Annotated in this window: 10 protein-coding genes; 2 read left to right on the top strand and 8 right to left on the bottom strand. The window is 55.6% G+C overall.

Annotated features, from left to right (window positions below; translation table 11 throughout):
* The first annotated feature begins 21 nt into the window (after nt 1-21).
* Nucleotides 22-1,281: an arsenic transporter gene (locus ACIQUB_RS17615; protein ID WP_402931015.1), complete on the top strand. Its 1,260-nt coding sequence runs from the start codon at nt 22-24 to the stop codon at nt 1,279-1,281.
* 40 nt (nt 1,282-1,321) lie between these two features.
* On the opposite strand, the gene ACIQUB_RS17610 is transcribed toward ACIQUB_RS17615, so the two are convergent.
* From ACIQUB_RS17610 to ACIQUB_RS17590, 5 genes are all read right to left on the bottom strand, one after another.
* Nucleotides 1,322-2,545 carry a CHASE3 domain-containing protein gene (locus ACIQUB_RS17610; RefSeq protein WP_402931013.1) on the bottom strand — a complete coding sequence of 408 codons (1,224 nt, stop codon included), beginning with the start codon at nt 2,543-2,545 and terminating at the stop codon, nt 1,322-1,324.
* Nucleotides 2,546-3,604: 1,059 nt separating this feature from the next.
* Entirely contained in the window at nt 3,605-4,009 is a 405-nt protein-coding gene (locus ACIQUB_RS17605; RefSeq protein WP_018902675.1) for a helix-turn-helix domain-containing protein, read from the bottom strand.
* A gap of 35 nt (nt 4,010-4,044) precedes the next feature.
* The gene (locus ACIQUB_RS17600) at nt 4,045-5,796 is read right to left on the bottom strand and encodes a methyl-accepting chemotaxis protein (RefSeq protein ID WP_402931010.1); all 1,752 of its coding nucleotides are present in this window, start codon (nt 5,794-5,796) and stop codon (nt 4,045-4,047) included.
* Nucleotides 5,797-6,015: 219 nt separating this feature from the next.
* Nucleotides 6,016-6,291, bottom strand: a complete 276-nt coding sequence (locus ACIQUB_RS17595) for a hypothetical protein (protein ID WP_402931008.1) — start codon at nt 6,289-6,291, stop codon at nt 6,016-6,018.
* Nucleotides 6,288-6,908, bottom strand: coding sequence for a hypothetical protein (locus ACIQUB_RS17590; protein ID WP_402931204.1), 621 nt, complete (start codon nt 6,906-6,908; stop codon nt 6,288-6,290). The genes ACIQUB_RS17595 and ACIQUB_RS17590 overlap by 4 nt, the downstream gene beginning before the upstream one ends.
* Nucleotides 6,909-7,099: 191 nt before the next feature.
* On the opposite strand from ACIQUB_RS17590, the gene ACIQUB_RS17585 reads away from it, so the two are divergent.
* Nucleotides 7,100-7,813, top strand: a complete 714-nt coding sequence (locus ACIQUB_RS17585; RefSeq protein ID WP_402931006.1) for a helix-turn-helix transcriptional regulator — start codon at nt 7,100-7,102, stop codon at nt 7,811-7,813.
* Between the two features lie 105 nt (nt 7,814-7,918).
* Here the strand turns inward: ACIQUB_RS17585 and ACIQUB_RS17580 are convergent, their stop codons facing one another.
* The 3 genes from ACIQUB_RS17580 to ACIQUB_RS17570 all read right to left on the bottom strand — a co-directional run bounded on the left by ACIQUB_RS17580 (nt 7,919) and on the right by ACIQUB_RS17570 (nt 12,864).
* Nucleotides 7,919-9,871 carry a putative bifunctional diguanylate cyclase/phosphodiesterase gene (locus ACIQUB_RS17580; protein ID WP_402931203.1) on the bottom strand — a complete coding sequence of 651 codons (1,953 nt, stop codon included), beginning with the start codon at nt 9,869-9,871 and terminating at the stop codon, nt 7,919-7,921.
* 868 nt (nt 9,872-10,739) lie between these two features.
* Nucleotides 10,740-11,273 (bottom strand): lipocalin family protein, encoded by a 534-nt coding sequence (locus ACIQUB_RS17575; protein WP_402931004.1) that lies wholly within the window; start codon nt 11,271-11,273, stop codon nt 10,740-10,742.
* Nucleotides 11,274-11,832: 559 nt separating this feature from the next.
* Nucleotides 11,833-12,864, bottom strand: a complete 1,032-nt coding sequence (locus ACIQUB_RS17570; RefSeq protein WP_402931002.1) for an L-idonate 5-dehydrogenase — start codon at nt 12,862-12,864, stop codon at nt 11,833-11,835.
* Nucleotides 12,865-12,868 lie beyond the last annotated feature (4 nt).

Genomic DNA, 12,868 nt, shown 5'->3' with positions numbered 1-12,868 from the left:
CACATATCTCTTTAGGTCCTCATGAACAATTCGATTTTGACGTTTGCGATTGCAGCGGCAACCGCTGCCGGAGTTGTAGTCCGCCCCTTCCGTCTGCCAGAGGCAGTGTGGGCAGTTTGTGCGGCTTTGCTCATCGTCACGCTCGGTATCCTGTCGCCTGAAGACGGCTGGGCAGGCGTACTGAAGGGCACGGACGTCTACCTGTTTCTTGTCGGCATGATGCTTCTCTCGGAACTGGCTCGCAAGGAAGGCCTATTCGACTGGATCGCCGCGATTGCGACCTCACAGGCGAAGGGGTCGCCTAAGCGTCTATTCGTTCTGGTCTACATCATCGGTATCCTGGTGACTGGACTTCTCTCGAACGACGCGACCGCAGTCGTGCTTACTCCGGCTGTTTACGCTGCTTGCCGAGCCGCGCAGGTGAAGAATCCTCTTCCATATCTTTTCATATGCGCATTCATCGCGAACGCGGCAAGCTTCCTTCTGCCGATTTCGAACCCAGCGAACCTCGTGATATTTGCAGGTGGAGAAATGCCGCCACTGTCTCGTTGGCTAGCGACATTCATGCTGCCCTCTATAGCGTCGATCGCCGTAACCTTCATCGTCCTTTACTGGACGCAACGAAGCTCGCTCGCCAATGAGGAAATCGCACCGCAGATCGCAAGACCTGAGTTGAAGACGTCCGCAAAGCTAGCTGGCACAGGGCTGATCGTCACCGCGATGCTCCTTGTCGCGGCATCTGCTGTCCATGTCGATCTTGGCATTCCGACGTTTCTTGCCGGGGTCTGCACCGCGGCACTCGTACTCACTGTCGTCAGGGAGAGCCCGGTTGCAGTTATTAGAGGCGTGAGCTGGAGCGTACTGCCGCTAGTGGCGGGCCTATTCGTCGTGGTGGAAGCAGTCAATCGAACTGGAGTTACGGCAGCGCTCGCCGATGCTCTGCAAGATCTCAGTATGCGTTCGGAAACTCAAGCCATCGCGGTCTCAGGCATTCTCGTCGCGCTGATATCCAATCTGGCGAACAACCTGCCAGCAGGTTTGTTTGCTGGAAGTGCCGTCCAGGCGGCCCACGTCGCAGATAGGGTCGCCGGTGCCGTCTTGATCGGTGTCGACCTGGGACCAAATCTTTCCGTAACCGGTTCACTTGCGACGATACTCTGGCTCTCAGCGCTTCGCCGAGAAGGGATATCCGTGACCGGAATACAGTTCCTGAAGCTTGGAGTGCTCGTCATGACCCCTGCCCTGGCGCTGTCTTTGGCTGCACTGGCATTCACGCCTTAGCGTGCTGACCTTTTTGGCGGCATTTCTTCCGCCGCACTTGCTACCCCTGTGACGGATGTTCGCGCACCCGGAAGGCGCTTACTGGCTGAGCAATATTCTTCATTTGCTTAAAGCCGAGATCATCGAAGATCAGCGTCCGCTGCTTCCTGACATGGTCGCGCACCGTACGTGAGATACAAATCCCTCCTGGCTCGGCGATCGCCTCCAGCCGTGCTGCAACGTTCACCGTATCTCCAAAGACATCGCCATTCTGTACGACCACGTCACCAACATTGATGCCAATTCGAAAAAGAAGACGCTCGGTATCGTGGGAAGCCGAGTGCGCATTTGCCATCTCGCGCTGGATCTCAAGAGCGCAGTCAATCGCAGAGAGCGCGCTACTGAACGCGGCAAGCACGCTGTCGCCCGCAGTCGTCACAATCGTGCCAGCGTGGCTCTCGATGATTGGGTCAATCAAATCGCGGACCATTTGCAGGCGAGCCAGAGTCGCGGTCTCGTCCCCTTCCATCAGCTTACTATAACCAGCGATGTCTGCCGCCATTATTGCAAGCAGTCGCCTGTCGAGCCGCGACAAGAGCTCATCGCGCGTTAACTCTGCCGATCGAGCCCGCCGCGTTGTCGAGCGTATTGCCAGGATGGCGAAAACCGCTGTCACCAAGGCAAGGACAAAAACGACCATCTCCATCCGTCTGTCAGCGCTCCTCGCTTCCGACACGCGCTCGGCCAGCTTTCTCCCTTCCGCGGCCCTCATCGTCTTGAGTGTTTCACGCACACCGTCCATCAGCATCTTGCCTTGCCCGGTCCGCATGATTGCGAGAGCGCCACTGTTATCGCCCTCACTCTGACGGGCGATGCTCTGGCGCAGTTCGGACAGCTTCTGAGCGATCATTGATCGCAGTACTGCAACGTTGCCATCCTGACGGCTGTTATCCGATACACCTTCGCTCAAAGCGTCAAGCGTTCCAGCCACGGCCCGTGTCGCGACCTCATAAGGTTCGAGATAAGAGCGATCATTGGTGAGAAGGAACCCTCGCTGTCCAATCTCGGCGTCTTGCAATAGCGACTGAAGCTGGGACAGGTGTCTTTCGTTACCGATGGTGTGTGCGATGGATTGCTGTGCCTGACGCTCACGCTGCGAAATGTAAAATGAAGCCGCGACTGCTGCCAAGGTAATGAAAATGACGGCCGCGATTATCACACTGGCACTTTGACGGAACTCACTGCGGGCACGGCCGAACAACGTGTTTACAGAAGGTTTGGACATGTTTGCCTTATGCGAAGGGCACCGTGCCCTACCGTGTAGATACGCCACGTCGCCGATATTGGAAGGGGGATCATGCGAACGCAGTGCATTTACCTCTACCTTTAGCAATGCGATCATTTCGACCCAGGATTACCTTAACTGAAACTGAACCGATGTGTTCAGGCGAGGTCAAAGAGAGGACATTTAAGGTTTGAGCCGTGCGCGACAGGAGAAAGCTCGATGCCACATCCGGTTCCGGACAATCGGCCGGAAAGGTCCAAGGACGCTTTGCACGATCTGCGACGCTCCACGTGATATCAACCTGGTTATTGTCGAAGACAGTGCCCGGGAGCGAGCTATGCCGCTTAAACCGAAACAAGGACATCCATAAGATGAGAAAATATGTACTTCCAATCCTTCTCATGACCGCCCTCGCTGGGACAGCAATGGCACAACAAACCCCAGCTCCACCACCTCCAGCTCCTGGCGGACCGGGACATGTCGACGCGGACCGCGCCGGGCGTCCGCCAATCGGTCCTGAAGGCGACATGGGGCCGCGAGGTCAACGCCCTGCGCCACCTCCCCCGCCCTCCAAGGCCGCACACTTCCGCATAGAGGACGGTGCAAAAGTTATCGACATCAAATGCGCCGATGACGAACCGGTGAAAGCTTGCGCAGACATACTCTCGCAGGTTCTCGACCGCATGAGTGGACCTACGCAGCCAGCTCGATAGATGTAGCTAGATAAATGTGAAGTGCGGTCGTGTTTATAACGCGACCGCAATCTCGCAGACATGCTCCTAGGCCAGTTTGCACATTCACCTGATGATGCGCTTACTGGCACCATGACGGCGCTGCTGCGGTCTTTGTCTTTCTGCTTGCCTGAGACGGGCCAAATACCAAAATCCCGAGCCTAGGTCGACACGACCTTCGTCACACAGCTTCTCGGGGAAAGACGTAAGCAACAAATGTCTCTTCAGCGACGCGCCGCAGCCATTCACAGTCTTTCTAACGGTTAGTCCGCGCTCGCAGCGTATGTCCCGTTAATCGACCTATCGAATTCGTTTGGCGGCGACTAGCTCATTTGTCAGCCTCAGCGATCGCCTGAATAAGGCTGATTATGCGTCTTCTGGTTGGATCATCCAATATTTTATGAAAATAACGGTTGAGGGAGATGCCTTCCTTTGTTGCCACAAAGCTCGCTAAATCCTCAGGCACATCCACGCCAACGTCGCCGATCATGCGGGTGTCGTTGAAGAAGTACGAGACCTCGACCTTCAAGATTCGCGCGACTTCGGCAAGGCGGCTGGCACCGATTCGGTTCGTACCGCGCTCGTACTTCTGAACCTGCTGGAAGGTTATACCAAGTCCAGCGGCCAAGCCCATTTGCGTCAGGCCGAGAAGTTTTCGTTGAAGTCGAAGGCGACGGCCCACCTCCACATCGATTTCGTCTGGTTGCTTTGCGCTGCCGGGTTCGTGCCTCATCGTCGCTATCCCTATTCCTCGCACCGGGTTCGCCGTCAGAACTCTTCCCACGAGGCGGCCAAGGCCGCTGTGGAAGGCCGGGCCCGCCGAGGGGGCGTTGTCCGGATAGCGACGACCGTCGGCGATCGCGCGGGCTCAAGCTTATCCGATTGAGAGGTCCGAAATTGACCAACCAGTTCGAAGAGGCCGCGTGCATCTCCGGCAAGCGCGTGGCTTGCCGCGTTAGACTCCTCCACCATCGCAGCGTTCTGTTGAGTGCCCTGATCGATGGAGTTTACCGCTTGGTTGATCTCCTTCAATGCGGTCGATTGTTCCTGCGCAGCCTGCACGATCGCAATCACGTGTCCGTCGATCTCCTGCACTTCGTTGGCTATCCGTACCAGTGCCTCACCGGTTTCATTCACCAGTTTAACCCCGCCCGCCACTTCACCTGCGGAAGCGGTAATGAGGGACGAAATCTCTTTGGCGGCGCTCGCGGAGCGTTGTGCAAGCTCACGCACTTCCTGGGCGACGACTGCAAACCCCTTGCCGGCGTCTCCGGCCCTGGCTGCTTCCACCCCGGCATTGAGCGCCAAAAGGTTCGTCTGAAACGCGATGCCGTCAATAACGCTGATGATCGAAGAAATCGCACTCGATGAACGCGCGATCCCATCCATCGCCATCACCGCTCGCCTTACGATCTCGCCTGAGTGTTCGGCATTCGCCTTCGCCCTAGCCACTAGGCGACCCGCTTCGGCCGCGCGATGACTTGAATCAGCGACAGTCGTGGTAACCTCCTCGAGTGCAGCAGCGGTTTCTTCCACGGAAGCAGCCTGCTGCTCGGTCCGTCTCGCCAGACTGTCAGTGTTCGACTGGATGTTTGCGGAACTCTCGGAGATTGCCTTGGCATTGGTGGCGACGGTAGCCATGGCAGATGATAGCTTGCCAACCGTGTCGTTAAAATCAACTCTAATGGAGTCCAGCGACGGAATGAACGGTAGGTCTAGTGAGTGGTCGAGATCGCCCGCCGCAAGCTTGCGAAGTCCCGTAGCCAATTCGATAACGTTCTCGACCCGGCCGGTTACATCAGTCGCGAATTTGACCACCTTAAATACGCGTCCGTTCATGTCGAGAATAGGATTGTAGGACGCTTGGATATAGACCCGGCGGCCGCCTTTGGCAACTCGTTGGAATTCGGCGGTCTGGTGACGCCCCGCCCCAAGTTCTTGCCAGAAACGTTGATAGTCCGTACTTGCGGCATAGGCCGGGTCGCAGAACACCGCATGGTGTTTACCAACGATCTCCTCCATGCGATAACCCAGCGTCGCGAGAAATATTTCGTTGGCGGTAAGAATTTCACCTGATGGCGTGAACTCGATAATCGCTTGTGCCCGGCTCAAGGCGGCCAGCTTGCCACCGTCCTCGGCCGCCTTAAGTTTGATTGCTGTGATGTCAGTCGCAAACTTGATGATCTTTTCGACCCGATTTGCGCGCATCACGGGGTTGTAGGACGCTTCGATCCAGACTTCGCGTCCGCCTTTTGCTATGCGCTTGTATTGACGTTGATCGGGCTTACCATTCCCCAGGTTCGACCAGAATTGGCGGTACTCCGGCGATTTCACCTCGTCCTGATCGACGAACAGGCTGTGATGCTTGCCGACAATTTCGCGAAGGTCGTAGCCCAATACGCGACAGAAGTTCTCATTGGCTTTCAGTACGATTCCCTCGCAATCAAACTCGATGATGGCGAGTGTGCGATCGAGAGCCGAAAGAATGCGATCGGCGCCAGACTTAAACAGCATGCTCATTGCTACCTCCCTTGAAACGGCAAGGCATCGGCCCCGTCGACAGTCCAAGAATTGAGAGCGGAACGTCAATTTTTGGTTAAATTGTATGATTGTTGGCGCGGTAAGTGGGTTTTCTTGGGAATATAGCATCCGTAACGTGCGAAGGGTCGTGGCGATCCAACTTACGCTATCCTTTGCGGGTATCGTTCGCTCTCCGGCATTCGGGACAAGACACAACCCTCAGATCGACATGCGATACCGATGCACCAAATGGAAAGGTAGAGACGGGCGAATTCGCCAGACAAAGCAAAGCCCCATTTCCGCGCCACGCCCCTTATCGGCAGTCCGGTTCCAATCATCAGGTCCTGTCGCCCCCCCCGATCGTTGGAACGCCAGTTGCAGAGAGCGCATGCCAACTCCCAGATCTTTTGCGAAATGCGCTGTTTTGATCGGCAGGTGGGCGCGGGCAAGCATGCAGTCTGCCGCCGCAAGCGCAATCTTTGGCGGCAGGTTCATGTCGACCCGAGCTTGGACGAATAATTGTGCGGAACACCATGCAGCACAAGCTCGACAAGCCGCTCCTCCAGACGTGATAGCGCGATCGGGCTCGTCATCAGTGTCCCTCCTGGTCTGCAACCTGTATGAATTGCATCGCAGATCAGACGGCAACGGGAAAAGAAGTTTGCGCCCGGAGCACCATTGAAGAGTCGAATGCGCGCTGTGGTATCATCTGAGATCTCATCACGCAGATGGGCTTGGATGTCCTGAGTGAAGATAGCGACACTGCTGAAGTCGGATTGCTTTGAAATAGAAAGCTGAGTGACCGTCTCAGCATCAATGGCCAGACCGTGCCCCCTGGCTACTTCGAGCTCATGGTGAACTGCGATAACGCGGGACGCCCCTACCATCATCGATGAAAAAGTAAATCCGTCGAAGTAGCCGGTACGACTGAAATGCACGCCGTTATTGCTATCCGACCTGCAAATCTTAATCCCGTTCGAAAGCGTAGCTGACACCGTGAAATCGAAGGAGCTCCGCGCATGCGGCTGCAATGAAACTGGAGCGTACGATGTACTCAAAAACTTAGATACTTCATCCGCATCGCCAAACGTAAACGATACCGAGCGGGACACGTCATCCAAATGCGCGTCCTCCTTATCCAATCACGTCACGCGGATGAATTCTGCCGCACTAAACTGGCCGTATTGTGATCCGACCTCAAAGAATTCTTCCACTTGCACGCATAGCGGGAGAATGCTAGTTCAAGTTCGTAATTATCACCTTTTTGAATCGTGCTCAATAAAATGTAAATTGATCAGCCGCCATGCTCGATGTGACCAACGAAACTGAGTTTGTCGATATGCGGTCGGTCCCGCCGATTAGACCGCTGCGGGAAAACGCCTTTATCGCTCGCATGCGTCTTGCCGTTCAGTTCGATCGGATCGCCGTTAGTGGGCTCGACTTACCCCCATTTCAGATCGGGGCCTACCGGTCAATTGACACGGATTTCCCACTTAGCTTTATTGACGCGTACATCGCCGAGAGGCATCATCTCACCGACCCCTTGTACATTGTCGGCCGGAATTCATTAGATCCGGTGATCGACGCGGAGGCGCGAAGGCAATACCCGTTGACGGATAGGCTCGCGCGGCTTCTCGAGTTCCACGATATCCACCATCGAGTTTTCTTTCCGTTGCGGCGCGGCGAACTCATGTTCGCGGCCGTTACAGTGACACGAGGTACGCCATTTTCTGCAGACGAAATCGATGCCTTGGAGGTTCTATCTCCTGTGATGCATTTCGAGCTCACAAAGGAACTGATGCAGCGTTTTGCAGCGCAGACACTCAAATTGACGGAGGGCGAGCTGCTCTGTCTGCGCCTGAGTAGCCTCGGCATGACGAGTGAGCAAATCGGCCTTAAAAGTGGCTATAAGACGGAGACCGTGAATACCTACCTCAAGATCGCGACACGCAAACTGGACTCAAAAAATCGAACGCATGCCGTGGCCGAGGCGATCCGACGGAAGCTTATTGGGTAACACGCAAACCAGGCACCGTGTTTTCGATCTTAATTTGGATATGGCCCGTCCGTGAGAGTAAGACGAGCCTCCTCTGCGAAGAAGAGCATTTCACCTCGTTGGCCGTCACCCTGCTCTTGTGCGATATTCATGACCATTCAAAGTAGCGAATTCCATGACCTGATCTTCCGGTAGCGGAGGCGAAAACAGATAGCCTTGAACACTGATGCCGCCTAAAGCTATGATAGCCGCGAGCTCCTCCTCAGTCTCAACACCTTCGATGACGCAGTCCAGCCCCATATCCGCACTAAGGGTCAGGAGCGATTTGACAATTTTGTAGCTTGAGGGACTTTGGTGCAGGTTTGTTACGAAACTCCGGTCAATCTTGAATTTCGTCAGAGGCAGCGCGTGCAGTCGAGTAAGGCTCGAATAGCCGGTTCCGAAATCGTCGAGCGATATACCACAGCCGAGACAGCGCAGCATCGCGACGGATTGCGAAACCTGCTCGAAGTCGTGGGTGAACGCGGTCTCGGTAATCTCAAGATCAAGGCGTCTTGGATCAAAGCCGCTGCTCTCGATGATGCCAATGAGTGACAGGACCCCACTTTCCGAATTAAGGTCGTGCGCAGAAAGGTTGAACGACAAACGCAAGCTTGGATCCCAGCGGTTAGCTGCGGCGAGCGCCTTCTTAAAAAGAGGCCTGGTCAGAGAGCTTACAATGCCGGCGCGTTCGGCAATGGGAATGAAGTATGCGGGAGACACCTTTCCCAATGTTGGGCTATCCCATCTTGCGAGAGCTTCGAACCCAAGGGTGACCTGATTTCGGATGTCAACGATCGGCTGAAACACCAAAGAAAGCTCTTTGTCCAAATTTGCCTGCTTGAGAACGCTTTCGATCTTGGCATCAGTGTTGATCTGCTTCTCGAGATCGGAATTGAAGAGAACAGCGCGACCTCGCTGCTTTTTCTTGGCGTGGTAAAGCGCATAGTCTGCCCGGTCAAAAAGCTGTTCGCGGCTCAACGCCAGGTCGGGAAACACTGCAATACCCATGGAGGCCGAGACGTGTACCGTGCCTTCCGGCATATGGTACGGCTCTCTTAGCCTCGCAGTTATAGCATTCGCGTTGATAACGAGTTGATCACTTTCGGGTGGAAGGGGAGCAATTATCGCGAACTCGTCCCCACCGAGCCTGAAAGGTGTGCTTGCCTTCAAAACGTCCGACAGACGAATCGCGACCTCGACAAGAAGGCGGTCGCCGACAGAGTGGCCATAAAGATCGTTGACGGGTTTGAAGCCGTCGAGGTCCATCACCCCAAGAGCCAATCGATTCCCGCTCAGCCGCGCCTTTTCGAGCTCGACTTCCAGTGCTGCAAAGAAAGCGCGACGGTTCGCCAATCCCGTAAGGCTGTCGAGATTGGCGAGCTTGAAGTTCTCGGTGCTCAGCGCGTCGCTCCGTTGCCTCGATACAACCATGCTCTCGAAGTTTTGGTAGTTGGTGAGGAGAATGGACATCATTCCCGCACAGACCAGCAGCAAATTGACCGCTATCGCGACAAATGTCGGCTGAGCGGTGGAGATGAAGAAGGCAACAAACGCGCCATTGACGATAAGCGCCACGATAAATGCCGCCGAGCGCACATACATCAGACAGAAAATGCAAGAGATGACAGTGATTGCCATATAGAAGGCCACATGCGAGCGCAGGTAAGCATCGCCGTAGGGAACAAGCGCGAACGACCATAGCGTAAACGAAATCGCGATAAAACCTGCCAGCCTGTTGGCTCGCTTGAGCGCGGCGTACGCAAGGTCAGGAGATGGCTCAAAATGTCTGGTCCGGAGCCAGAACACCACCCTCAGCAGGCAGCCGCATGTAAGCAATAACGGCCCGCCGGTCGTCAGCCATGATGGCGCAACTCCAAAGTGGGTTATGGCAAGCGCCCAAGTGCTCGAAAGCAAGATGAAATACATCATGGGCATTTGACGGGTGAATGCTCGGTACTGCGCCTTGAGAAGTTCGGGATTTTCGCTCTGCACCGACATAAAACCCCGGATGCTGCGGCCTGCTCTTGTAATATTCATATATTCGCCCATCGCTTGATAATCGATTTCTAACAAACGTCTCCTTACAATCACGGAAATCAGTACGGTTAATCAAATCCCACCGGCACGAGGTCGTACCGACGTGGCGCAGCGAACCTTACGGGCAATTGAACGGTAGCTGGTCGAGATTAGACCGACATTCCTCGTTGAAGAAACGATGGCGATTGAAGGCTTGCCAATGGATTGCGCCAGACCCAGGACAGTTGCAACGACAGCGCTGGACGGCCTGCGCACGAAGGGAATTCGTCAACTTCGCGCGTCTCAACCTCCAGAAAGCCGAGGTTCTTCCGTATCAACGCCCTCGTCCGCGCTAATAGCACCTACAATCGATGTCGAGCGAAGCATAGGTCTCGTCGGTGCTTATTGCGCCGATAGGAACACGTTGACCGTACGAGGCGACCGCCACGTCGACAGGGGTGTTACACTTCCAGCTTAGCCCTCTCTCAGCCAAGATCGCAAATGGTGGGGCTATATTCCCCCGCTGAAAGGACAAGCCCGCTGCACGGCAGATCGACGCAGAATGTTGGCAAAGTTTCTAGATGCGACGAAATCCGCTAAGATGGTTGCCGCCTTGCCTAACGCCTATTCAGGCGGATCAATGACGAACTCAAGCCCGTCTCATCATTCGCCAGCCGCAAATGCTGCGACATCCGTCGGCGCGGTCGCAAGCCCTTAACTAAGGGACTGCCATTCGAGCGGGCGAAGTCAGGTAAATCAAGAGATGTCGTTCATTTGCTATCGAGTTCGCCCTGGACCCATTTTGCGAGTTATATGCTGTCGCGACGCCGAATCCACCCAGTCAGGACACCGATCGTCGTCCTAGAAAGCGGGTGTGTGTCATGAGCGTCTAGTGCTGCGTCCAGCGCAGCATAGCAATGTCGTAACCGAGAGCCCGTGCCTTCTCGACGAGCATCTTACGAGTCTTTTCTGAGGCTTTAGGCGACCGTGTCAGGATCCACAAATATCGACCCGAGGCTTCCCCAACAATCGACCATGAATAATCAGGTGCACGATCGAGTATCCAGTAATCTGCGTAAAACGGGCCGAAGAACGAGACTTTGAGCTTGGCGTTGCGGCTGTCCGGAACAATTTTTGCTTTGCCTTCGGCTTCTGTTCGCTTGCCGTTTATGCCGCCTTCGCGGCAGGTGTTCAGCACGCGGACCATGCCATCTGTGCGAAGTGTGTAGTCGGCAGTAACCGCCTCGCAACCGCGCTCAAACTGGTTCTCGTAGCGCGCCGACTCGAACCAGTGGCCTAAGTACCGGTTTAGTTCGATCGGTTTTTTAGGCTGAGGTACGGATAGATTGCCTGAGGGACCTGCCGGGCTGCACGCAGTCAAGCCAGCGGCTAACATCGTCATGATTGCTATATTGAGTTTCATTGCGTCAGAATGCTTCACACGCCCATAAGTTCCAGTCCCTAGATCCTCAGTAAGGGGCTAGAGAAAGTGGTTGATGGTGCTGACGATCGTACGCTTCAAATGGGTTGTTGTTGCTCGCTGCGTTGCCCGCGAAACCGAAATTGAGTGGCATCGCTACTGTGGCCGGGCCAGCACCGGCTGAACACGGTAGGCCAAGGCGCGTCATCTCGAAGAGCCTCTTGATGTGGGCTCTCGCTCGGAACCAATGACCGATACCGTTTATCCTATGATTTTCAATCCCAGAAGCCAACGCTGCGCCTCGGCGGCCCGGCATGTGCCGGCTCGATGGCAAAGAATAGCTTTGCTTTCTCTCCAGCTCCTCGGCGATGCGCCATTATCTCAATCAAGAACAATTGATGGCTAGGCGGCTAGAAGCAACGAAGCGACCAGCCTAAGAAGACTTGGCGGCTTAAGCCGTAGCGCCGGCTATGTTCGGTTTGCTGCCGTCTAGGTTTCCTGTTTCCAAATTGCAGCGCCTTCGCATCCCGATGTCTGCGCGATCTTTAACCTGCTACCGCGGTCAAAACGACAGTTGAACCTTCATCGATCTGCTCCTGTCGCCGGCAGTTTCGAATGCGGTGATTGCCTCCTCCATTGGAAAGGTCCCCGTCATCAACGGCTTCAGGTCAACGCGCCGCTTGTTGATCAGTGCAACGGCCAAGCCGAATTCTTCATGAAAGCGGAAAGTGCCCTTCATCTCGATTTCCTTGGACACGATCGTGTTCTGGGGAATGGATACATCGCCGCCAAGGCCGAGTTGCACAAGGGTCGAGCGCGGGCGAAGCACTTCGAGACCGGATCGCACAGCGCGCTCATTGCCTGAAGCCTCGAATTGCACGTCGAAATAACCCTTGCTTACCGAATAAGCCGACAACTGCTCCGGGTTATCGGCAACATTGATGACCCGGTCGGCGCCGATCTCCAGAGCCTTATTGAGAACCGTGTCCATTACATCCGTGGCAACGATTTCGCGAGCGCCATGGGCCCGAGCGGCGATAATGGCGAGCGCCCCGATCGGGCCGCAACCAGTCACCAGAACCCGCTTGCCGGTCAGCGCACCGGCGCGGTTGACGCCATGCAGCGCGACCGCGAAGGGCTCGGCCATAGCCGCCTCGTTGATCGATACCCCTTCGGCGATCTTATGACACTGATCGGCCTCGGCCACCAGCCTCTGCCGGAATGCACCCTGAACATGGGGCATGGGCATGGCAGAGCCGTAAAAGCGCATGTTCAGGCAATGGTGCTGTTGGCCAGTGAGGCAGTATTCGCAGGCATGGCAGGGGCGGGAGGGCGAGACTGCGACCCGGTCACCGATAGCGAGGGCCGACACCCCCCCGCCTAACGCATTGATCTTGCCCGCCACTTCATGGCCAAGGATCATCGGTTCGCGCAAACGGATCGCTCCGAAGCCGCCGTGTTGATAATAGTGCAGGTCGGAACCGCAGATACCACCGGCTTCGATCGCAACCTCGACCTGTCCCGGCCGAAGCGCTTCGACCTCGCGATCCTCGATGCGCAGGTCCTTGGCGGCATGGATGACGACGGCTTTCATGGCG

It is taken from the genome of Rhizobium sp. NPDC090275, from assembly GCF_044772225.1.
Classification (GTDB): Bacteria; Pseudomonadota; Alphaproteobacteria; order Rhizobiales; family Rhizobiaceae; genus Rhizobium.
The sequence above is the reverse complement of the archived record's forward strand: the minus strand, read 5'-3'. Positions and strand labels throughout refer to the sequence as shown.

Bases quoted from the DNA above. Each gene is read 5' to 3' on its own strand.
- ACIQUB_RS17615 (WP_402931015.1), top strand. From the start codon at position 22: ATGAACAATTCGATTTTGACGTTTGCGATTGCAGCGGCAACCGCTGCC.
- ACIQUB_RS17610 (WP_402931013.1), bottom strand. From the start codon at position 2,545: ATGTCCAAACCTTCTGTAAACACGTTGTTCGGCCGTGCCCGCAGTGAG.
- ACIQUB_RS17605 (WP_018902675.1), bottom strand. From the start codon at position 4,009: ATGAGGCACGAACCCGGCAGCGCAAAGCAACCAGACGAAATCGATGTG.
- ACIQUB_RS17600 (WP_402931010.1), bottom strand. From the start codon at position 5,796: ATGAGCATGCTGTTTAAGTCTGGCGCCGATCGCATTCTTTCGGCTCTC.
- ACIQUB_RS17595 (WP_402931008.1), bottom strand. From the start codon at position 6,291: ATGAACCTGCCGCCAAAGATTGCGCTTGCGGCGGCAGACTGCATGCTT.
- ACIQUB_RS17585 (WP_402931006.1), top strand. From the start codon at position 7,100: ATGCTCGATGTGACCAACGAAACTGAGTTTGTCGATATGCGGTCGGTC.
- ACIQUB_RS17580 (WP_402931203.1), bottom strand. From the start codon at position 9,871: ATGAATATTACAAGAGCAGGCCGCAGCATCCGGGGTTTTATGTCGGTG.
- ACIQUB_RS17575 (WP_402931004.1), bottom strand. From the start codon at position 11,273: ATGAAACTCAATATAGCAATCATGACGATGTTAGCCGCTGGCTTGACT.
- ACIQUB_RS17570 (WP_402931002.1), bottom strand. From the start codon at position 12,864: ATGAAAGCCGTCGTCATCCATGCCGCCAAGGACCTGCGCATCGAGGAT.